At 72.0% G+C, this 20,669-nt stretch carries 18 protein-coding genes; 8 read left to right on the plus strand and 10 right to left on the minus strand.

Annotated elements, in window-relative coordinates; all coding sequences use genetic code 11:
- Positions 1–75: 75 nt before the first annotated feature.
- Complete coding sequence (locus AB1K56_RS06255) at positions 76–522, plus strand: MarR family winged helix-turn-helix transcriptional regulator (protein WP_371204952.1); 447 nt, start codon at positions 76–78, stop codon at positions 520–522.
- Between the two features lie 181 nt (positions 523–703).
- Here the strand turns inward: AB1K56_RS06255 and AB1K56_RS06260 are convergent, their stop codons facing one another.
- Together AB1K56_RS06260 and AB1K56_RS06265 are read right to left on the minus strand one after the other, a co-directional pair.
- Positions 704–2,005, minus strand: a complete 1,302-nt coding sequence (locus AB1K56_RS06260; RefSeq protein ID WP_264630499.1) for an ABC transporter permease — start codon at positions 2,003–2,005, stop codon at positions 704–706.
- Complete coding sequence (locus AB1K56_RS06265) at positions 2,002–2,709, minus strand: ABC transporter ATP-binding protein (protein WP_371204953.1); 708 nt, start codon at positions 2,707–2,709, stop codon at positions 2,002–2,004. The genes AB1K56_RS06260 and AB1K56_RS06265 overlap by 4 nt, the downstream gene beginning before the upstream one ends.
- 133 nt (positions 2,710–2,842) lie before the next feature.
- Here AB1K56_RS06265 and AB1K56_RS06270 point away from each other — a divergent pair, with 133 nt between their 5' ends.
- From AB1K56_RS06270 to AB1K56_RS06280, 3 genes are all read left to right on the plus strand, one after another.
- Positions 2,843–4,036, plus strand: a complete 1,194-nt coding sequence (locus tag AB1K56_RS06270; RefSeq protein ID WP_371204954.1) for a sensor histidine kinase — start codon at positions 2,843–2,845, stop codon at positions 4,034–4,036.
- A complete protein-coding gene (locus tag AB1K56_RS06275) occupies positions 4,033–4,698 on the plus strand; it encodes a response regulator (protein ID WP_371204955.1) in 666 nt (221 codons plus the stop codon). The genes AB1K56_RS06270 and AB1K56_RS06275 overlap by 4 nt, the downstream gene beginning before the upstream one ends.
- Before the next feature lie 379 nt (positions 4,699–5,077).
- Positions 5,078–6,163: a hypothetical protein gene (locus AB1K56_RS06280; protein WP_371204956.1), complete on the plus strand. Its 1,086-nt coding sequence runs from the start codon at positions 5,078–5,080 to the stop codon at positions 6,161–6,163.
- 45 nt (positions 6,164–6,208) lie between these two features.
- Here AB1K56_RS06280 and AB1K56_RS06285 read toward each other — a convergent pair whose 3' ends face one another.
- Positions 6,209–7,984 carry a Na+/H+ antiporter gene (locus tag AB1K56_RS06285; protein ID WP_371204957.1) on the minus strand — a complete coding sequence of 592 codons (1,776 nt, stop codon included), beginning with the start codon at positions 7,982–7,984 and terminating at the stop codon, positions 6,209–6,211.
- A 190-nt stretch (positions 7,985–8,174) separates the two neighbouring features.
- Here AB1K56_RS06285 and AB1K56_RS06290 point away from each other — a divergent pair, with 190 nt between their 5' ends.
- The 4 genes from AB1K56_RS06290 to AB1K56_RS06305 are packed head-to-tail and all read left to right on the plus strand — an operon-like array spanning position 8,175 to position 10,703.
- Positions 8,175–8,459 carry an SAV_915 family protein gene (locus tag AB1K56_RS06290; protein WP_136587782.1) on the plus strand — a complete coding sequence of 95 codons (285 nt, stop codon included), beginning with the start codon at positions 8,175–8,177 and terminating at the stop codon, positions 8,457–8,459.
- Complete coding sequence (locus AB1K56_RS06295; protein ID WP_371204958.1) at positions 8,456–8,752, plus strand: hypothetical protein; 297 nt, start codon at positions 8,456–8,458, stop codon at positions 8,750–8,752. The genes AB1K56_RS06290 and AB1K56_RS06295 overlap by 4 nt, the downstream gene beginning before the upstream one ends.
- Positions 8,752–9,921, plus strand: coding sequence for a hypothetical protein (locus AB1K56_RS06300; RefSeq protein WP_371204959.1), 1,170 nt, complete (start codon positions 8,752–8,754; stop codon positions 9,919–9,921). The genes AB1K56_RS06295 and AB1K56_RS06300 overlap by 1 nt, the downstream gene beginning before the upstream one ends.
- Before the next feature lie 2 nt (positions 9,922–9,923).
- The gene (locus AB1K56_RS06305) at positions 9,924–10,703 is read left to right on the plus strand and encodes a hypothetical protein (RefSeq protein ID WP_371204960.1); all 780 of its coding nucleotides are present in this window, start codon (positions 9,924–9,926) and stop codon (positions 10,701–10,703) included.
- Between the two features lie 36 nt (positions 10,704–10,739).
- Here the strand turns inward: AB1K56_RS06305 and AB1K56_RS06310 are convergent, their stop codons facing one another.
- From AB1K56_RS06310 to AB1K56_RS06340, 7 genes are all read right to left on the minus strand, one after another.
- Positions 10,740–10,892, minus strand: coding sequence for a hypothetical protein (locus tag AB1K56_RS06310; protein WP_371204961.1), 153 nt, complete (start codon positions 10,890–10,892; stop codon positions 10,740–10,742).
- Positions 10,874–11,212, minus strand: coding sequence for an SDR family NAD(P)-dependent oxidoreductase (locus tag AB1K56_RS06315; RefSeq protein ID WP_371205064.1), 339 nt, complete (start codon positions 11,210–11,212; stop codon positions 10,874–10,876). Before AB1K56_RS06315 ends, AB1K56_RS06310 begins: the two co-directional genes overlap by 19 nt.
- Positions 11,213–11,225: 13 nt before the next feature.
- Complete coding sequence (locus AB1K56_RS06320; protein ID WP_371204962.1) at positions 11,226–14,570, minus strand: ATP-binding protein; 3,345 nt, start codon at positions 14,568–14,570, stop codon at positions 11,226–11,228.
- Positions 14,567–15,319 carry a DUF4194 domain-containing protein gene (locus AB1K56_RS06325; protein ID WP_371204963.1) on the minus strand — a complete coding sequence of 251 codons (753 nt, stop codon included), beginning with the start codon at positions 15,317–15,319 and terminating at the stop codon, positions 14,567–14,569. Before AB1K56_RS06325 ends, AB1K56_RS06320 begins: the two co-directional genes overlap by 4 nt.
- The gene (locus AB1K56_RS06330) at positions 15,312–16,877 is read right to left on the minus strand and encodes a DUF3375 domain-containing protein (RefSeq protein WP_371204964.1); all 1,566 of its coding nucleotides are present in this window, start codon (positions 16,875–16,877) and stop codon (positions 15,312–15,314) included. Before AB1K56_RS06330 ends, AB1K56_RS06325 begins: the two co-directional genes overlap by 8 nt.
- 73 nt (positions 16,878–16,950) lie before the next feature.
- On the minus strand, positions 16,951–18,936 hold the full coding sequence (locus AB1K56_RS06335; protein ID WP_371204965.1) for an ArnT family glycosyltransferase: 1,986 nt from the start codon (positions 18,934–18,936) through the stop codon (positions 16,951–16,953).
- A 182-nt stretch (positions 18,937–19,118) separates the two neighbouring features.
- The gene (locus AB1K56_RS06340) at positions 19,119–20,531 is read right to left on the minus strand and encodes an APC family permease (RefSeq protein WP_371205065.1); all 1,413 of its coding nucleotides are present in this window, start codon (positions 20,529–20,531) and stop codon (positions 19,119–19,121) included.
- Positions 20,532–20,669: the final 138 nt, after the last annotated feature.

Raw genomic sequence — 20,669 nt, forward strand, 5'->3', positions numbered from 1 at the left:
CTTTTGCAGCGGCAGGAGAAATGATTGCATACGCAATTAATGCGCGCAAGCAACTATTGACGAGAGGAGTGCCCGATGGGGATCGCCGACGACGCCGTGGAGATCCGAGCGCGCGGGTGGCGCACGCTCGCGGCTCTGCACGCCGTGATCGAAGCCGAGCTCGAAAGAGCGCTGACCGCGGTCGAACTCTCCGTGGTCGAGTACACGGTGCTGGACGCGCTCGACCGACAGGACGGGTGGCACATGCGGATGCAGCAGCTGGCCCGGGCCGCCGCCCTGAGCCCCAGTGCGACCACGCGTCTGGTCAACCGGCTCGAGGACCGGGGGCTGCTCTCCCGGGTTCTCTGCGCCGACGATCGGCGCGGGATCTACACCGAGCTGACCCCGGCCGGCCGAGCGCTGTACGAGCGCGCCCAGCCGGTTCACGACGAGGCGCTCGAACGCGTCCTTGCCGACGCCGAGAGGCAGCCAGAGCTGGCCCCGGTCGTCACCGCCCTGCACGGGGTCGCCCTGCCCGCGTGAGCGCTGCGCGCGTGAGCGCTGCGTGCCCGGGTGCCGCACGCGCGAGCCCCGCGTGCCCGAGCGCTGCACGCCTGAGCCCTGCCCGCACCGACGCGGCGTCATCCTGTCATCGGGCTCCGCGGGGCCCGAGGCAGAGCGCACGAACGGGCCCGAGGTCACCGACCCCGGGCCCGCTCCGCCGTCACTCGTACCGCAGCGACTCCACCGGATCGGCGCGCGCCGCCCGAGCGGCCGGCAGACTCCCCGCGAGGAACGCGATGGCCATGATCGCCACGGTCGTGACGAGGATCGACAGGGGATCGAACGCGATGAGCTGCAGCCCCGGCAGGTCGCTGAACAGGGTCTGACCGAGCTGCGCGCTGACGGCCGTGCCGACGCCGATCGCGACGACCGCGCCGATGAGGCTGCCCAGGAGCCCGAGCATCACCGCCTCGAGGCTGAAGAGCGAGAACACCCGGCCGCTGCCCATGCCCATCGCCTTCATCAGGCCGATCTCGCGCGTGCGCTCCTGCACCGACATGAGCAGGGTGTTGACGATGCCGAAGCTCGCCGCCAGCAGGGCGATCACCGCGAAGGCGTTCAGCACCAGCACGATGCCGTCGATCACCGCCTTGAACGTGCCCAGCTGATCCGAGACGGTCTGGCCCGAGAACCCGGCATCCGTCAACGCGGTTTTCGCGTCGTCGACCGCCTGCGGCGTCGACGACGACAGGGTGACGCTCGCGCTCGCGTAGCGGTCGAGCTGGTCGGCGGGCACCCCGGTGTTCTGCGCCGCGAAGAGGGCGTCCTCGAGAGCCGGATCGGTGGTCAGCGCCGTGGCGGAGGCGAAGGCGCCCTCGGTTACTCCGGTGATGGTGGCCGAGATCACGTGCTGCGTGCGCACGGGGTCGGAGACGGCGATCGAGAGGGTCGCCCCGACTGCGTCGGCGGCGTCGGCGAAACCGAGGGGTGCCACGAGCGACTCCGGGATCGCCACCTGCAGGGCGTCGGTCGCGCCGTCGGGGGCGCTGCCCGCCGCGAGCTGCGGCGTCTGCCCACCGATGAGCGAGCCCGCGCTCGCCACGTACCGGTCGCCGCCGTCGACCTGCACGTAGTCGATCTGCACGGCCTTGGTCGGCGTCACGGCGGCGACGCCCGGGAGGGCGCGGAGGTCGGAGATGTCGGCATCCGTCAACGCCGACACGGTCGCCGTCGCCCCGGGCCGACCCGGGTTCGTATTCGCCGCCGACACCGCCTCGGGGTCGTACTTCTGTGGTTCTCCGGATGCCGCCGCCCCGGTGCCCGTCTTCGTCACGGTGAGCACGTCGGCCGAGCCGATCGCCGAGACGGTGTCGTCGATGAAGCGGTTGATGCCGGTGCCGAGACCGTTGGTGAGCGTCAGGGTGAAGGCTCCGACGAAGATCGCGAGGACCGTGAGGATCGTGCGGGTCTTCGAGCGGAACGTGTTCGCCGCCGCGGTGGTGACGAGGTCGCCGGTCTTCATGCCGCGCTCCTCTCCTCGGCGACGATCACGCCGTCGCGGATCTGCACCCGCCGGTCGCAGCGCGCGGCGAGGTCGTCGTCGTGGGTGACGACGATCAGGGTGATGCCGTGCTCGCGGTTCAGGCGGAAGAGGATGTCTTCCACGACCGCCCCCGTCGCGGAGTCGAGGTTGCCCGTCGGCTCGTCGGCGAAGATCACGCGGGGGTCGTTCACGAGGGCGCGCGCGATGACGGCGCGCTGCTTCTGCCCGCCCGAGAGGGCCGTGGCCTTGTTCTTCGCCTTGTCCTGCATGTCGAGCTCCGCGAGGGCCGCGAGCCCCCGGCGGCGCCGCTCCGCGCGTCCCACGCCGGCGATCTTCAACGGCAGCACGACGTTCTCGAGCACCGAGGCGCTGGGGGTGAGGAAGAACTGCTGGAACACGAAGCCGAACGTCTTGTTGCGCGTGCGATTGAGGCGGCGTCCGCGCAGGGTCGCGGCATCCTTCCCCTCGAGGCGCACGGTGCCGCTCGAGGGGGCGTCCATGAGCGCGAGCAGGTGCATGAGGGTCGACTTTCCCGACCCGCTCTTGCCGACGATCGCGATGCTCTCGCCGCGGTGGATGTCGAGGCTCACGCCGCGCAGGGCGTCGAAGCGGGCCGATCCGCGGCCGTACGACTTGTGCAGGTCGGTGACGGAGAGCAGTGGGGGAGGAGGTTCGGATGACATGACCTCACTGTCGCTCGCGAGGGCGGTGATCCGCGTCGCTCCGGCGGGGTGAGGGCCTACCCCCGTGGGGGGAGATCGCGTCTGCTCCGAGAGGGCGATGGTGAGACGCCCGCCCGCGCGTCAGACTGGGACGATGCGACCCGACCCGACGACGGACACCGCGCCGCGTCTGATCCCCGCCGGTCGCGCCTGGGTGCTCGACGTGGTCGCCGCGGTGCTCGTGATCGTGCCGGTCTTCGCCCCCGTGCCCTTCCCGGAGCTGCGCGCGGCGAACCCCCTCGAGTACGCGATCGCGATCGTGCCGGCCGTGCTGCTGCCGCTGCGCCGCCGCCTGCCGCGCACCGTGCTTCTCACCTGCATCGCGCTGTACGTCACCGCACTCGTGCTCGGTGTGCTCCTTCCCGGGGTGGCCCTGTCGATGGTCATCGCGGCGTACGCGATGGCCGACCGGCTGCCGCGTCGAGAGGCCGCCCCCGTGGCCATTCCGGCGGTCGTGGGGCTGGTGGCCGCGAGCATCGTCGTCGAACTCACGACCGGACTCGACACCCGCTTTTTGCAGGTGGGGCTGATGGTGAGTCTCGCCGGTGCCCTGGGGGATGCCGCACGCTCGCGCCGGGCGTACGTCGAGGCCGTGATCGAACGCGCCCGCCGCGCCGAGCAGACGCGCGAGGCCGAGGCGCGACGGCGGGTCACCGAGGAGCGCCTGCGTATCGCGCGCGACCTGCACGACGCCGTCGCGCACCGTATCTCGGTCATCAGCCTCAACGCCGGGGTGGAGACATCCACGCTCGAGACGCGCCCCGAGCGCGCGCGCGAGGCGCTGTCGACGATCCGCACCGCATCGCGCGACGTGCTCGGCGAGATCGGATCGCTCCTCGCCGTGCTGCGCGCGCCCGAGGAGGCCGCCCCGCGCGAGCAACCCGGGCTCGCCCGACTGGACGACATCGTCGAATCCGTGCGCGTCGCCGGCTGCGACGTCGTCGTGCGCGACGAACTCGCCCGCGACGACCCGGCCGACGCGCTGCCGCTCTCGGTCGACATCGTCGCCTACCGCGTCGTGCAGGAGGGGCTCACCAACGCCCTCAAGCACGGAACGGCTCGGCGCGCCCACGTGCTCCTGCGTCGCGATCACGACGAGGTCGAGATCGTGATCACGAACCCCCTCGATCACGCGCCCGCGACCGCCTCGCCCTCCGGCTTCGGCCTCGTGGGGCTGCGCGAACGCGTCGAGTCGGTGGGCGGGCACCTCGACGCCGGGCTCGCGCCGGGCGGTTATCGGCTCGCCGCCCGCCTTCCGCTCGCCGCCGCCCCCGGAGGTACCCCATGACCCGCGTGCTCGTGGTCGACGACCAGGCCCTCATCCGATCCGCCGTGCGCGACCTGCTCGACGCCGCCGACGGGATCGAGGTGGTCGGCGAAGCCGTCGACGGAGAGGAGGCCGTGGCGCTCGCCGCGAGCCTCCGGCCCGACGTGGTGGTGTGCGACATCCGGATGCCGCGCATGGACGGCATCGAGGCCACCCGGCGCATCTGCGACGACCCCGCGCTCGCCGAGACGCGCGTGCTCGTGCTGACCACGTTCGAGGAGGACGATTACGTCGTGGCGGCTCTTCGCGCGGGGGCCAGCGGCTTCATCGGCAAGGGGGCCGAGCCCGACGAGATCGTGCAGGCCGTGCTCGCCGTCGACGAGGGAGGGGCGCTGCTGTCGCCGGCGGCTACGCGGGCGTTGATCGAGAGATACGTGCGGAGGACGGAGCCCGCAGCTCCGCGTGACGCGCCCACCCTGGCGGTGCTCACCGAGCGGGAACGCGAGGTGCTGCAGCTTGTCGCACGCGGGCGGTCCAACGACGAGATCGCCGCGGCCCTCTTCATCTCTCCGCACACCGCGAAGACGCACGTGAAGAACACGATGCTCAAGCTCGGCGCGCACGACCGGGCGCAGCTCGTCATCGCGGCGTACGAGAGCGGCTTGCTCGTTCCCGGCCAGTGACGGCGGGGCCCGCGGGGTCGGAGCGGTCGTCGGGGCGGTGGGTCGGCGCGGGCGGGTGGCGGGTGGGGCGGACGCTGCGCGGGGTGGCGACGAAGCTCGGGGCGGGGGTTGCGCGGGGCGGGCGTTGCGCGGGGTGGCGACGAAGCTCGGGGCGGAGGGCGCGTGGGGCGTGCGCTGCGCGGGCTGGCGGCAGGGCCCGGGGCGGGCATTGCGCGGGGCGGAGGGCGCGAGACGCGGGCCGGCCGGTCCGGGTCTCGACGCATCCCGTCGGAGGCGTCCGCCAACGGGCGATCCCTGACGAATCCGCCGGCGGCTCGTAGGATCGAGGAGCCGGTCATCGTCGAGGGGCCGATGGCGGCGGACCGACCGGGGGGATCGTATGACCGAAGGGCACGACCGATTCCGTGTGCGCGCGCTGCTCGGACATCCGCTGCTCTGGGCCGTGCTGTGCGGACTCGCGGCGCTTCCCCTGCTCGGGACGGACCTCGATTTCGCGGGATTCCTGCTGTGTCTGATCGCCGGCTGGCTCGTCGCTCACGCGGCCGTCCGCGGGCTGATGGCGTTGCGCTCTCCCGGCCTGTCGTTCGGCCTGCACGTCGGCGTCGCCGCGGCCGCCGCGGCAGCGCTGTACCTGCTGACGCGCGGGGTGATCCCCGGCACCGTCGACGCGTCGGCGACCGCCGCGCTCTCGTTCGCCGCGGTTCCGGCGGCCGGGTGGATCTGGCTGACCCTCATCGGGAGGGTGTTCGGTCTCGTCCGGGCCGATTCCGCCCGGCGCGCGGCCCGGCTCGTGTCGCCGGACTGGACGCGGACGAACGACGTGTGGGAGCTGCGTCTGCCCGCCGTCGCGCTGCGCCTGTCGACCTACCGCGGCGTCATCGGCATCCTGTTCGCCCTCGCGGCGGGCGTGCTCAGCGTGTTCGTGGTGGTCTTCACCGACGTCGCGATGCGGATGAGTCCCCTGATGATCGTCGTCGTGCTGGGCTGGCTGATCGGCCTGCCCATCTACGGCGCCATCCTGCTCATCGCGCGGGCACGCACGGTCGAGGTGCTCGTCCGCGTCACGCGCGGGCGTCTCGTCATCGAGCGCATGACAGAGGAGAAGACGGATGCCATGAGGATCGTCGACCTCGCCCTTGGCGAGGTGCGGGCGCTGAGGTGGGCGGCTCGCGACGCGCCGACGCGCGTCGAGGTGCGGCCGGTCGCGGGGTCGGGCGTCGTGCTGCTGTTCGGTCTGGCGCGTCGACCGCCGAGGATGGCGGCGACCCTGCCGGCGCTGCCGACGGGCCTGCGCCGGCGGCTGGAGGAGGCGGGGCTGTCGGCACGGGCGTCTCGCGGGCGCGACGCCCGCGGGCTCCGCCGGGGGCGCGACGCCGACCTGCTTCTGGCCCGCGACGCCCCGGCATCCGTGCGTCTCGTGTCGCCCGTGGGGGAGCGGGAGCGGCAGGCGCCGCCCGCGCGGTGACAAGCGCCGGCGTGGGTCACGCGGACGGGCGCGTCGCGATCCCCGTCACTCGCTGGACTTCTCGAGCCCCCGCGCGCGGATCTCCTCGATGTCGAGACCGGCGAGGATGCGGCGTGCGACGAGGTCGTCGATCGTGCCCTCCCGACGCAGGCGCAACAGCACTTCGCGCTTGCGGTCGAGGATCGCGAGCCGCAGTCGCTGCGCCTCTTTGTGACGCAGGAGGGGGGATCGCTGCGTCACGTCGATGTCGTCGCTCACGGCGATCATCTGCAGCGGGCCGGTGAAGGCCGCTCCATCGTCGTCGGCCGTCGTGGGGGAGCGGTCGCCCGAGCGCCGGTCGCCGTCGGGGGCGTCGGGCGGCACGGGTCCGGTCGCCGCGCGGTCGTCGTCGAGCGAGGCGTCGAGCTCGGCGAGGTCCCGTTCTTCGTTGGCTCGTTGGCGCGCGACGGCGCGCGCGTTGGCGAGCTCGAGACGCTCGTAGCCCTCCCGCCGCGCGCGATCGCGGACCCTGTCGCTGATGCCGTGTTCGACCGCCAGATCGTCGAGGGCCGCCAGGGCCGCACCCGAGATCGCCCGCTCGGCGAGCTCGAACTCCTCGGTGGCCGCGTCGTCGTTGGGCAGTTTCGCCCACCGGATGACCGCCGGCAGCAGGGGCCCCTGCACGAGCAGGGTGAGCACGATCACACCCGCCGTGACGAACACGATCGCGTCGCGACCGGCCACCGGGTCGCCCGCGGCCGTGGTGACCGGCACCGAGAGTGCGATCGCGAGTGACACGGCCCCGCGGAACCCGGCCACGGTGCTCACGATCCGCGACCGATGGCGGAGAGATCGCGAGGATCCCGCGGCGGGGCGTGAGAAGGGCGAGAACAGCCACTGGAACAGGTACCGCACCACGAACAGGGCGATCCACGCGGCCACCGTCACCAGCAGCAGGATGCCGATCTCCGACCCCGAGATCTCGTGCAGCACCAGCTGCACCTCGAGCCCGATCAGCACGAACAGCGCACCGTTGAGGAGGTACACGCCGAAGGGCCACGTGGCATCCGCCGCCCTTCGCGACATCGCGGTCGTGATGCGCGGCGAGACCCAGGCCATGATGAGGCCCGCGAACACGACGGCGAGCACTCCCGACGCCTCGATCAGCTCGGCGATCAGGAACGACACGAACGGCACGAGCACCATGGTGAGATTGATCGTCAGGGTCGACTGCATCCGCCGCAGCGCGAAGAACGCGAGGGCCGCCACCGCGATGCCGGCCGCCGCGCCGCCGAGGTACGACAGCAGCACCATGCCCGTGATCTGCAGCGGGGTGATCTGATCGCCGAGCAGCAGCGCGACGGCGATCGCGTAGAGCACGAGGGCGGTGCCGTCGTTGGTGAGGCTCTCGGCCTTGAGCTTCATGAACGTCTTGGCGGGCAGCAGCCGGCCGAGGGCGGCGACGGCGGTCGCGTCGGGCGGGGCGACGGCCGCGCCGAGCACGAGGGCTGCCTCCCACGGCACGCCCAGGAGGGTGGCGACGCCGGCGACGGCGAAAGCGGATGCCACGACGAGCAGCGTGCTCATCGGGATGATGTAGCGCAGCGAGCGGCGTACCGACCGCAGCGAGGTGGTCCACGCCTCGCGGAAGAGCATGACGGGCAGGAACAGCAGCAGCACCGTCTCGGGCGGCAGTTCGATCTGCCGCAGCTCGGGAATGAACCCCAGAGCGAGGCCGATGACGAGCAGGACGAGGGGTGTCGCGACGCGCAGTCGCGGAGCCAGAATCGTGCCCACGAGCATCGCGAGCCCGAGCAGAACCGTGATCTCGAGTCCTTGCATCCGTGCCGCCTTTCGCCGTGCCCTCAGCACTCAGCGTAGAGAGCGGCTCGGACATTCCCGGTCTGTGACGTGCGCGAGGCTCGGGGCCGCGCAACAGGTGGGCGGGCGTACCTCGACCGCACTAGGCTGTCGGAACGGTTCGGGGATGGGGGGATCAGTGATGTCGCTCGGCGGAACACGGGGAGACACGATGCGGAGCGAGGTCATCGTGCCACCCGCTCTCTACCTGCCCCTGGTGGACGACCCGGAGGGGCGTGGCCAATTGGCCGTCGTGCAGAAGCTGGTCGATGGTCGCCGCGGGCTACTCGCCTACACGGCGCTCGACCGGCTCGCCGACGCATGCGGGCGCGAGCAACCCTGGATGCTGCTGATGACCTCGGAGCTCGATCGGATCCGTCAGGCGCAACCGTTCGACGTCGTCGCCTTCGACCTCGAGGTGCCCCCTCATTCCCGTCGAGGAGGGCGACTCGGATGAGCGATCCGATCTTCGTGGACCGCGTCAACATGACGCGGCGGATGGGACTCGTCGTCGACGAGCTCGACCGCGTCGACGACGCGCTCGCCTCCATCCCCGGAGCGGCCGATGGCGGAGCCGCCTCGGCCCTCATCGGCTTCATCGCCGGCGCCGCGGGGGAGGCGGCGAATGAATACGCGGGAGCGGTCCGCCTCGTCGCAGCGGTGACCGACAGCGTCCTCGATGACGTCGAGGCGACGGAACAGCAGACGGAAGACGAGATCTCGCGGCTCGAAGAGGGGCTCGCGGACTGATGCCGATCGACGCGAGGATTCCCGGTGATCCGGCGAGCGTGCGCGCGGTCGCGGACTGGCTCGACCGCGTCAAGGGGGCCTACACGGGCGCCGATCTCGAACTGAGCTACCTCTGGGGCGATTCGAACAACTACTGGACGGGCGAGGCCGGAACCGCGTGGAGGTCGGTCGTCGGCGACATCCGCAGTCGAGCCGATGAGGTGCTCGGCTACCTCGGTGACGCGGTGGAGGTGTTCCGCGCCTACGCCGGACGGCTGGAGCGCGCGCAGGAAGACGTCGCGACGCTTCGCTCCCAAGCTGCGGCGGTCGGCCTCGACGTCGTCGGCACGAACGTTCTGCCACCGTCGACGTCTCTGACGTACTGCCCGGGCCCCGGCGCGCCCGAGGACGATCTCGAGGCGTACGACGAGTACGTCTCCCTCATCGCCAGCTACAACGATCTCGGCGCACAGGTCGGCACGATGACCGGTGAGCTCGACGCCTGGGTCGGCGAGCACATGGCTCCGCTCATCTCGCGTGTGGAGGGCCTGCAGAAGCTCGCCGGGACGGTTTCGGCCATCGCTGCGAAGGGGAACGAGTCGCTCGCGACCTCCGTGCTCGACGGTTATGAGAGCTTCTACGACCAGACGCTGAGCACGTGGCGCAAGGACCACGATGCGCTGCAGTCCGCGGCCGAGACCTTCCGCGACCAACTGCGCTCCGGCAATCCCGCACTGCGTGCTGCCGCTGAGGCCGCGGATCCGCACGGGATGCGGGCAGGGGTGGAGGAGCTGGCGGAGCACATCGGTCGCGTGTCGAGGGTGACCCGCGTGCTCCCGATCGCGGGGAACGTCATCGACGTCGTGTCCCTCGCCGCCGACGTCGCAGATGGTGGTTCGCTCAGTTCCGGCGTCGCGGAGATCGCCGGGGGGATGGCGGGCGGTGCCGGAGGCGCGGCGGCAGGCGGGGCTGCGGCCGTCGCGCTTGGCAGCAACCCGGTGGGGTGGGTCATCGGTGGAACCGTGATCGGCGGGCTCGCCGTCGGTGCGGGTGCCCGGTGGCTGTGGGAGGCCGCCGTGCCCCTCGATTCGCGCGAAACCGTCGATGACTTCTTCACCGGTCGCCAGCCCCGCCTGGAGGGGTATGTCCCGCCGTCCCCTCGATCGCAGCCCTACAGAGGAGAGAATTGACCGTGGCAATCAGCACCATGTCTCCCCGGCTTCCGTCCACCGACCCGCGAATCCCGGTCCTCCCGAACGGCCGGCGCCCCACCTGGCTCGTCGTCGTCGTCGTTCTCTTCGCGGTGCTGCCCGTCCTCATGGCGGTCGCCGATGAGCGCATCGGTCTGCGCCTCGTGATGGGAGCGCTGACCGTCACCATCCTCGGGGCGGCGGCCTGCCTCCATGTCCTCTTCGGGACGATCCGGGAGCGATTGCTGCGCATCGACCCGTCGGCATCCGGGATCTGGTTCCGCCCCGCCCCGGCTGCCACCGCGGTTCCTTTCGTGCTCGGGAGCTTGCTGCTGCTCCCCGCGGTGGCTCAGATCGTCGTCGATGCGGGGGACCTGCCGACCATGCCGTCGTTCCTGCTCACGCGTGCGCCATACGCCCTCGGGCTGCTCGGCCTCGGAGTGATCGTCATGAGCGCTGTGCGTCTGCGCGAGCCGGCCGGGCTGCACCTGACGACCGAAGGACTCACCGGCATCCGCGGTCGCGGCCGCGTCGACTGGCGGTGGGACGAGCTCGCCGAGGTGGGGATCGGCACGGGTCCCGTGGCCAAGCTCCACCTCATCGCCGACGGAGCCGGCCCCCGCGTCGAAGCACCCATGCTGGCGCTGGGGTCCGATCCGAATCAGGTCGCCACGGTGGTGCGGTACTTCCGCGACGTGCCCTCGGCGCGCGCGGACCTGGACGGCCTCGGACCCGTCGTGCTGCGTGGCGTCGACGACGCGCTCCGCGCGCGCGAGGGCTGAGCTCGCACAGCAGGGTGGCCGGGGCCGAGGTGGGCGTCAGCGCGAGGCCGGGCGCATCGCCCGTTCGGCGATCCGCAGGACGAGGCGCTCCGGCAGGACCGCGGCCACGCGCGATGACAGGGCGTTGGCCGAGCCGTCGATGCCGGTCGGGCGCCCCCGGCGCAGGCCGTTCAGGGCGCTGTCGACCACGCCTTCGGGCGTGCGGCGCGGGCCCACCGAGGCGTCGTCGCCGGCGGTGGAGAAGACCCCGTCGCGGTGGCGCCCGGGCAGATCGCGACGACATCGACGCCGGTTCCCCGCGTCTCGTGCCACAGCGCGCGCGAGAACGACAGCACGTAGGCCTTGGTCGCCCCATCGACCGACATGTGGGGGAGGGGCTGGGACGCCGCGGTACTGGCCACGTTGATGATCGCGCCGCGGCGGCGCTCCAGCATGCCCGGGAGGAGCAGGGCGGTGAGCGCGGTGAGGCTCGTGACGTTCCCGGTCGTCTGCGCCGTGACCTGGCCAATCGAGCGGGTGACCTCAGTCCGCGACGCCCACCTTCGCCTTCGCCCACGAGCGCCCGCGCGTGTCCTTGAGGATGTCGTACTCGACGTCGACGTGCGGCTCGATCGCGCTGTACTTGTCGTTCGGGGCGCCGATGACGAGCTGGAAGCCGAGCCCGCGCCACGCGCCGATCGCGCGCTTGGTGAAGTGCGCGTCGGCCTTGATGAGCGCCTCGTCGAGGAACACCGGGGCGTAGCGCGGGCGCTCCGACCCGGCATCCCCGAGCTGGTACCGCAGGGCGGCGCCGACGATGAAGGCGATCAGCTCCTGCGACTCGCCGCCGGACTTCTCGCCGATGTGGTCGTACAGGGCCACGTGCTCGCCCGTGTCGGCGCGGAAGCGCTCGGCGCTCACCCGCACGTGGTTGCGCACATCGACGAGGTCGGCGAAGTCGGGAGCCGTCGAACGGATCCGCCCGATCAGCCGCGCCATGCGGCCGTAGACGGCCTCGCGCTCCTCGTCGGAGGATGCTGCGTCGATCGCGGCCCGCACGTCGCGCAGCTCGCGCCGGAACCGGCGTCGCACCTCGGACTGGTTCTCGCGCGGCACGATCTGCAGGCGGTGCTCGTCATCGTAGAACGGCAGGTCCTGCATGATGTCGTTGATCGGCGCGATGCGCTCGCGGATCTCGCGCAGGGCGCGCGTGAGCGCCGAGTCGAGGCTGGTCAGGTCGTTGCCCGACAGCCGCAGGAGCGAGTCGCGCCACTCGGCCTCCAGCTCGTGCAGACCGCTGGCCTCGAGGTCGGCGAGGATGCGCTCGAAGTCGCCGAGCGACTCGTCGGGGTCCGCGAGCAGGTTGGGGCTCGGCCACCGGTCGGTGAAGGCGGTGAGGGTGCGCCGCAGGCTCTCGCGCTGATCGGCCCAGGTCTCCTGCGCCGCGCGCTGCTCCTCGAGCAGTCGCTTCGACGCGGACTCGAGGGCGGCGTCGAAGCGCGCGAGCAGCTGCGACGGCGAGGCGTCGTCGGCGGGGGCGACGAAGAGCCCGTCGAGGTAGGCGGCCTCGTCGGCGGTCAGCGTCATGGCGGCATCCTCGGCCCGCTCGAGACGCGCGTTGGCGTCGTCCACCTCGTCGGTGACCTCCGCCCAGCGGGCGGCGAGGGCCTGCTGCTCGGTCTTGGCGGCGCCGATCTCCTCGCGCAGTCGCGCCACGCGGGCGCGGGCGCCCGAGATCTGCTCCTGCAGTTCGGCGATGCGGGGGTTTCCGGCGGTGACCTCGACGACGGTCTCGTTCCAGCGGTCGAGTTCGCGCTGGACGGATGCCGTGTCGACCTGGTCCCAGGTCAGGTCGGCGATCTTCTCGAGGGCGCTGCGCCGTTCGTCGAAGGCGTCGAGCGCCGCGGCGGCCTCGTCGACCGCGGCTTTCGCGGACGCGAGGTCGCGGCGCGCGGTGACGATCTGCTCGCCGAGCTCGGTGAGGCGCACGCGCGACGAGAAGCCGAGGATGCTCTGCCGCGTCGACCCACCATGCGCGCCGCGCGCGCCCTGGCTCGTCTGTCCGGCGATCGTGAGCGCCAGGCGGTGGTGCGACAGGTCGCTCGCGGCATCGACGCAGACGAAGGAGAACTGCTGCTCGAGGCGGTCCTGCAGCCACCCGGTGAAGGGGGACCGCCGGTACTCGAGCCGGCCGGGCAGGGTCGCGGGGTCGAGGCCCGTGCGCTCGGGAAGGTCGGTCGACACGCCCTCGAAGCGCAGTCTCTCGCTCAGTCGTACCCCGTCGATCGCGGAGCGGAAGGATGCCAGGTGGGCGGCATCCACGAGCAGCGTCGTCGCGAAGCCGCCGAGGGCGAGCGTGAACGCCCCGCGCCACGGCTCGTACTCGGTGCGCACGTCGACGAGCTCGGCGACGAAGGGCAGTTCGGCGGCGGTGAGTCCCGCCGCCTCGGCGAGGGCCTCGCGCGCTTCGTGCAGGCGCGGCGGGATGTTGTCGTCGCGGGTCTGCGTGCGCCGGTGCTCGGCCTCGAGCGCCGAGAGCTGCTGGCGCAGGTCGGTGTGCCGGCTGCTCGCGGCGACGAAGGCGTCGCGCACGGCGGTCTTGGCGTCCGCGTCGCCGAGTGTGCGTCGTGCGTCGTCGACGATCGCGGCGAACTGCTTCGCCGACGACACCTCGACCGAGAGCACCGCGAGGGCGGCCTCGAACCTCTCACGGTCGCGCTGCATGCCGGCCAGTCGCCGCTCGAGGGCGCGGAGCTCGCGCTGCGCGGCGTCGAGCTGGTCGCCCCCGGCCGCGCGCAGCACGTCGCCGAGACCCTCGCGTTCGGCCTCGGCGGCATCCGCCAGCGCCTGCCGCTCGCGCACCAGGGCGTCGGTGGCGTGGGTGCGTTCGCGCAGCTCGGTCTCGACGGCGGTGAGGAGGTCGACGCGGCGCTGCGCGCGCCACAGCGACGCGCGCGATTCCGGGTCGCCGAAGCGTCCGAGCGCGTCGATGAGCCGCAGGCGCTCGGCGGCCTCGTCGATGCGCGTCTTCATCGCACGGATGGGCTGCAGCGCCCGCACCTGCTGGCGCGCCTCGAGCATGCGCGTGCGCGTGCCCTCGAGCCCGTCGAAGTGCGAGACGACGGCCTCGGCGACCGCGAGGGTCTCGGGCTCCTCGAGCACCATGCGCTTGTAGAGGTCGTCGACCGTGGTGATCTGCTGACCGGCCTGGATGCGGGCGAGAAGGCTCATCGCCTTCGTCCCCGAGCCGGCCGCGCCGATCCCGAGCACCGCGTGCAGGCGCGCCGAGAACTCGCGGTCGGTCGCGAGGGTGTCCAGGCCCGTGGCCCGCACCGCGGAGTCCGACAGGTGGCTCTGCGCCGCCCGCTCCAGCTGACGCAGGTCGAACGCGCCGTGCACCGTCGCGCGCACCTTCACCGCGTCGTCGAGGGTGCGCGCCGCGGCGGGGATGTACCAGGCCCGCACCGCCGTGAACCGCGCCCCGTCGTGGTCGGCCCACGTCATCGCGATCGCCGTCCAGGTGTCGACGCCGTCGCCGCGCAGCACGCGCACCTTCGTGCCCTCGTCGGTGCGCGACTCGTCGAGCTTGCCGCGGCCGTACGACAGGATGTTGCGCTGCTCCTGCCCGCGCGGGCGTCCCACCACGGCGCCGTTGGACGCGCCGTTGAAGGGGGTCGTGTGCGGCATCATGAGCGCGACGTAGGCGTCCATGAGCGTCGACTTTCCCGAGCCCGACCCGCCGCACAGCAGGGTCGCCGTCGGGGCGAAGCGCACGCGGTGCGTGCCGTCGTATCCTCCCCAGTTGATCAGCTGCAGGTCTTCGGCGACCCACTGCTGCCCGCGGGAGGCGGCGGGGATGAGTCCGAAGAGGGTCTCGAGCATGGTCATGAGAGCTCTCCCTCGGTCGTCTCGGATGCGTCGGCTCCGGCTTCGGCTTCGGCTGTCGCTTCGGGCTCGCGCGACTCCGGCGCCGGGGGCGCGGCATCCTTCGTCTGCGCGTCCAGCCAGCGCTGCAGTTCGCGCAGGACCTCGGCGCTCAGCACGACCTCGATGAGCGGGCCGATGCGATAGCGCCCCTCGGACTCCTCCTCGATGATCCCCTCGCGGTCGAGGCGCGCGATCGCGGTGCGCACCGCGCGCTGCTGGCTCGCGCGTGTGCCGTCGCTCTCGGAGAAGTAGGTCAGCACGGTCTGCTCGACCTCTTCGACGTCGACGCGGGCGGATGCCGTGCCCGCGGTCGTCTCGCGCTGGAAGACCGTGCGCAGGTAGACGAGCACGAGCGTCTCGGCGCGTGAGTAGGCCTCGTCCTTCAGCAGGATCGGGACGTCGAGCTCGTCGCTGCGCACCTGCTCCTTGTAGGCGACGCCACGGGCGTGGTCGACGACGAGCCGCACGAATAGGTCGTTCAGGCGCGACTCGATCATCTGCTGGTGCTCCAGCAGCAGCTTCCACTCCGCGGGGGATGACTCGGCGAGCAGGAAGCGACGCTGCAGGATGCGCACGAGCACGCGCCGCACCGCGGCGTCGAGCACGCCGCGGTCGCCGGCGAAGAGCGCGTCGGGGTCGTTCTCCATCGCCACGGGGGCGATGAAGACGGGGGAGTCGGCGTCGGGGACGGACAGGTCCACGTCAGTCATCGATCACACTTTCCTGGCTCGGTCGAGGGGGGAGGTCGGGGCTCCGGGGCGATTCCGCGGGGGCCGCCCGGCCCGGCGGCGGTGCCGTCTCGGACCCGGCCCCACCTCGCGCCGTGACCGCCCCGAAGGCGAAGCGGCGGGTCGTGCCGTCGGGGCGCACGGCCTCGACGATCGAGACCTCGTCGGTCTCGACGAGACCCCCGCGGTGCACGATCTCGAGCAGCCCGACGAGGTCGACCGGGCGCCGCGTCTCGGTATCCGCCCCGGCGAAGGCGGCGGCGAGGTCGAAGGAGTCCCCGAGACCCGCGACGTAGGCCTCGAGCTCGGCGTAGTGCGGACCGCCCCACGCGCGCGTGTCGACCGCAGCGAACTCGGCGTCGTCGACCTCGGAGGCGGATGCCAACGGCTCCGGCGCCCCGGGTGGACGCACGTCGCTGAGCGATCGGCGCAGGTGCCCGATGTCGGCGAGGGGGAGGGTGCGCACCGGCTCGACGCGACCGGGCGCCCGCGTCTGACTCCAGCGGTGCAGGCCCGCCATCACGCCGCGCAGCAGATCGTCGACCTGGCGGTCGCGGATCGGGTCGTGCGTGCGCACCTGCGCGGTGATCACGTGCGACGCGCGGCGCTGGGCGGTGAGCACCTCCTGCACGCCCGCCTCGACGCGGCGGGCGATGGCGTCGAGCTCGCCACGCTGCTCGGGCGTCATGAGCCGCGAGAACGGTTGCGTGAGCACCGCGTGCAGCTGCTCGGTGAGGTCGTCGATGTGCTCGGGATCGCCGATCAGGCGCAGCGCCCCCTGGAACGCGCGCCCCTCGGGGGTGGCCTGCATCACCTGCCGACCGCGTTCGAGGTACTCGCGCAGCACGTCGCCGGTGGGGCGCACGTCCCGGCGCAGCTCGGCCACCACGTCGCGCTGCATCGCGGCGATCGACTCCGCCACGCGGGAGAAGTCCGCGGGGAGCTCGCGGGCGAGGTGGATGACGTTCTCGGCCTCCTCCAGCAGGTGCTCGTCGTCGAGCGGCTCGACGATGCCCTCGTCGAGCGCCGCGATCTCGGCATCCAGGGCGGCGCGTTCCTCGAGGAGCGCCTCGCGTCGACGGACCGGATCGCTCTCGGCGTCGCGCGACAGGCGCTCGACCGCGTCGAGGAGGGTGCGCACGCGCGAGCGCGAGACGCGGGCGCGACCGCCGCCCGCGCGACCGGCGATCTCGAGCGCCCCCACCGCGTGGGCCGAGAGGCGGTAGACCTCGACGTCGTCTTCGATCTGCAGCCCCAGCCAGCCGACGCGCACCCACCCGCGGCAGATCTCGCGGGCGGTACCGGCGGGGATGCGGCGGTCGTCGTCGGAGTCGATGCCCGCGGCGCGCAACTCCTCGATCGCCTCGGCGACCTCGACGTGGGCGTCGGCGACCGCGACGGCGGGGCGATCGGGCGTGAACACCACCGACAGCACCGCCACGACGAAGGGGGCGAATCGCCCGTGCAGCAGGTCGAGAGTGGGGTTCTTGAACGCCGTCGCCGAGCGCAGATAGGCGGCTTCGGCTCGGGTGCGGGTCACTGGCTGAAGTCTACCGGCGGTGCCGAGGCGCCTGCGATCGGAAGGCCCTCCCGGGCGTCTCCGGGGGCGTTTGTCAGACGCCGCACCCGTAGAGCGTCACTCCCGAGGTCTTGTTCACGTCACCGCCCTCGTTCTTGGCCGCGAATGACCAGGCCCTGAGTTCGCGGCATCCGGACGAGGTCGCCACCTCCCGCACCGGGTCGGACTCGGGGGCGCCGTCGGCCACCGCGAACAGGCGGACCCGACCGGTGTGCACGAGATCCTTCAGCCGGGCGGCGGTGAACACCGGCACGTGGCCCGAGTACCCGCCGTCGGTGAGCACGTCCGCCCCGGTCGCGTCGATGATCTGCGCCGAGATCGCCCACGAATCGGTCACCATCAGGGCCTCGCCGCCCGTGCCGCCGCCGTGGGCGCGCGCGGTGTCGACCAGCTGCGACACCGCCGGGGTCAGTCCCGCGGTCCCGCCCCAGGGGGCCGGGGGCGAGACGGCGAACGTCTCGTCGGGGTTGCCCTTCTGCGCGGTGACGCCGACGTAGGCGTCGCCTCCGCTGCCGTCCCGCGCGTCGTCGAGCACCTGCAGGCTCGTGGCGATCGGCAGGCACAGCAGCGCCAGGGCGAGGGCGGCGGGGGCGACGCCGGCGACCCGGCCGGCCGACACCGCCGCGACGATCCCGACGACTGCGCCCGCGGCACCCACCGCGACGGCGGGGATCAGAAGGATGCCGGGAAGTCGCGCCTCCGACACGAGCACGGCCCACCAGGCACCCTGCGCGAGCGCGATCGCGGGGAGAACGAGCCGGCGCGCGCGGGACGCCGAGCGGAGCAGGCGCACCCCCTCGCCCCACGCGACGGCCGTCAGGAGCACGAGCGGCACGCCCAGGGCCGCAACGTACGCGGTGTGCGGAACCCGGGTGAACGACAGCACCGCCGCCGAGGTGACGAGCCAGATCGCCGCGACCGCCACCAGCGCGAACCGGGCGCGCGCGCCGGGCGCGCCCTCGTCCGGGCGCGGACCGGTGCAGTCGGGCTTCGTGCGCGGCCACCACCGCCAGAGTCCCAGGACGATGCCCGCGATCGCCGCGGGGTAGAGCCAGCCGATCTGGGTCACGAGGGGCAGCTCGAAGAGCTTCGTCGCCGACGACGACGCTCCCGCCGAGGTCGCGCCGTGACCCGCGAGGGCGTGCACGATCGCGCTCAGCGTCGCCCCGACGCCCCCCGTCGAGGTCGACGATCCCACCGAGCCGGGAACGGCGCCCGGGGCGAAGCGATCGAGGCCGTTGTAGCCGAAGACCATCGCGAACACGTCGTTGTCGGTCGACCCGTCGATATAGGGACGCGACCCCGCGGGCACGAGGGCGATCGCAGTGATCCACGCGACCGAGGCGACCACCGCAGACGCCGTCAGCGCCCCCGCGCGCACGAATCCCCGACGGAGGCCGTCGCTGGTCAGCAGGGTTCCCACGATGAGGGCGGGGAGAACGAACCAGGCCGACATCATCTTCGCCTGGAAGCCGACGCCGATGAAGACCGCGCAGACCAGCAGCGGCCACCAGCGCGCCGTGAGCACCGCCCGCTGCCACCACACCACGGCGACCGCGAGCGCCATCGTGAGCAGGCCGTCCTCCATCGGATGGGCGAACATCGACACGAAGATCGGCGTCGACGCGGCGGCCGCGGCGGCCACGAGGCCCACGCCGCGGCCTCCGAGGCGCAGGCCGAGCACCGCGCACGCCACCACGGTCACGACGCCCTCGATCACCTGCGGCAGCGCGATCGCCGAGATCGACATGCCGAAGAGGCGGATGCTGAGCGCCTGGGGAACGGCGAAGCCGCTGAGCTTGTCGAGGGTCACGGTCGCGGCGGGATCGAACGCGCCGAAGAGCAGCGCGTGCCACGACGACGCCATCGATCGGGCGGACGCCTCGTAGAAGGAGAAGTCGCCGCCGCGGGCGAGGTTCCAGCAGGTGAGCACGACGAACGCGACGACGATGAGCGACAGCGATACGCGGGCCCACCAGGGTTCGCGCCACCAGCGCGCGAGGCCGACGGGAGAGGTCACGTCGAGAAGAGTGCTCCCGGGGCAACGGAGCGGCGTATGCGCCGGCTATCAGCTCGCTGTGACGGCGATCGGCGGGCGCGTCCGACGCCGTCGGGCGGATGCCGTCCGTCGGCGGATGCATCGAGGCCGCGGCATCCGTGTCGGGATGCCGCGGCCTCGGGTGCTGCGGTGGGGGCGTGCGCTCAGATCTCCGAGCGCGGACCCGGAGCGACCTTGTTCACCCCGGTGACGGGCTGGTTCTCGTCGAACGAGGCGATCGGGCGGCGGAATCCGCGCGTGAGCACGACCAGGTAGATCACGCCGATCGTCGTCCAGATCAGACCGCCGATGAGGGCGTGCATGTCGAGGTTCACCCACAGCAGCGCCGTCAGCAGCAGACCGACGCCGGGCATCACGATGTAGCGGACGATGTCGCCCGGCGTCTTGTGCAGACCCCGGCGGATCGCGAACCACGCGATGACCGAGATGTTCACGAACGAGAAGGCCACCAGCGCGCCGTAGTTGATGTAGGCCGCGATCTGCTCGAGCGTGAACTCGATCGCCAGCAGGCTGACGGCACCGACGATGATGATCGACAGCGTCGGGGTGTGGGTCTTCGGGTTGATGAAGCCAAAGATCCGCCGCGGCAGGACGTTGTTGCGTCCCATCACCATGAGCATGCGCGAGACCGAGGCGTGCGACGCGAGCCACGAGGCCAGGGTCGCCGCGAAGCCCGCGGCGGTGAGCACGGCCTGCAGCACAGGACCGCCGACCTGCACACCGATCTCGGGCAGCGTGCTGTCTTCGATCGCCTCCTGCGGGAAAGCGGTGGAGTCGGGGAAGCGCAGCTGCGTGACGTACGAGGCGATGAGGAAGATGAGACCGCCGACGATGAGGGTCAGCACGATGGCCCGCGGCATGATCTTCGGGGTCTTCGCCTCTTCGGAGTACATCGACACCGCGTCGAAGCCGATGAACGAGAAGCACACCACGGTGGCACCGGCCAGGACCGCCCCGAACTGCACGTCGCTGTGGGCGAACGGGGCGAGCGACACGGCGGTGCCGGCTCCCGCTCCGCCGACCAGCTGCACGACGACCATGACGACGAACACCGTCATGACGAGGATCGAGAACACCAGCAAGATCATGTTGACGTTCGAGGTTCCCCGCATCGTGAGATAGATCACGCCCGTCACACCGACGGTGAACACGACGACCCAGATCCAGCCGGGGATGTCGGGGAAGAGCGCCTCCATGTAGCTGCGGATGATGAGCGCGTTCACCATCGGCAGGAGCATGTAGTCGATCAGCGCCGTCCAGCCGACCACGAAACCGACGCCCGGGTGGATCGCCTCGCGCGCATACGTGTAGGCGGAGCCGGCGCTGGGGATGACGCGGACCATCTTGCCGTAGCTGACGGCGGTGAAGACGAGCACGATGAGGGCCACCGCGTAGGCGGCCGGGACGACGTTGTTCGTCTTCTCGGCGACGAGGCCGAAGGTGTCGAACACGACGGTCGGGGTCATGTACCCCAGGCCGAGGCCGACGATCGACCAGAGACCGAGGGTGCGGGCGAGCTTCGCGCCCGGGTTCGCGGGTGCCGTGGCGGCACCGATGTTGTCGTTCGTGGCTCCTCCTAGAGGGTGCGGTGCGCGATCGGGTGTCGCGTCCGTGGGGCTGATGTCGGGGTACAGCGTGCGGAGCACCGCTCGGGGTGGGAGCGGAACGGTCGGCGGGGTGGTGCCGGAGGGTGG

This window comes from Microbacterium sp. BWR-S6Y (genome assembly GCF_041379845.1).
Classification (GTDB): domain Bacteria; phylum Actinomycetota; class Actinomycetes; order Actinomycetales; family Microbacteriaceae; genus Microbacterium; species Microbacterium hydrothermale.

Bases quoted from the DNA above. Each gene is read 5' to 3' on its own strand.
- AB1K56_RS06275 (WP_371204955.1), top strand. From the start codon at position 4,033: ATGACCCGCGTGCTCGTGGTCGACGACCAGGCCCTCATCCGATCCGCC.
- AB1K56_RS06265 (WP_371204953.1), bottom strand. From the start codon at position 2,709: ATGTCATCCGAACCTCCTCCCCCACTGCTCTCCGTCACCGACCTGCAC.
- AB1K56_RS06325 (WP_371204963.1), bottom strand. From the start codon at position 15,319: ATGACTGACGTGGACCTGTCCGTCCCCGACGCCGACTCCCCCGTCTTC.
- AB1K56_RS06255 (WP_371204952.1), top strand. From the start codon at position 76: ATGGGGATCGCCGACGACGCCGTGGAGATCCGAGCGCGCGGGTGGCGC.
- AB1K56_RS06320 (WP_371204962.1), bottom strand. From the start codon at position 14,570: ATGACCATGCTCGAGACCCTCTTCGGACTCATCCCCGCCGCCTCCCGC.
- AB1K56_RS06295 (WP_371204958.1), top strand. From the start codon at position 8,456: ATGAGCGATCCGATCTTCGTGGACCGCGTCAACATGACGCGGCGGATG.
- AB1K56_RS06290 (WP_136587782.1), top strand. From the start codon at position 8,175: ATGCGGAGCGAGGTCATCGTGCCACCCGCTCTCTACCTGCCCCTGGTG.
- AB1K56_RS06300 (WP_371204959.1), top strand. From the start codon at position 8,752: ATGCCGATCGACGCGAGGATTCCCGGTGATCCGGCGAGCGTGCGCGCG.
- AB1K56_RS06270 (WP_371204954.1), top strand. From the start codon at position 2,843: ATGCGACCCGACCCGACGACGGACACCGCGCCGCGTCTGATCCCCGCC.
- AB1K56_RS06280 (WP_371204956.1), top strand. From the start codon at position 5,078: ATGACCGAAGGGCACGACCGATTCCGTGTGCGCGCGCTGCTCGGACAT.
- AB1K56_RS06260 (WP_264630499.1), bottom strand. From the start codon at position 2,005: ATGAAGACCGGCGACCTCGTCACCACCGCGGCGGCGAACACGTTCCGC.
- AB1K56_RS06285 (WP_371204957.1), bottom strand. From the start codon at position 7,984: ATGCAAGGACTCGAGATCACGGTTCTGCTCGGGCTCGCGATGCTCGTG.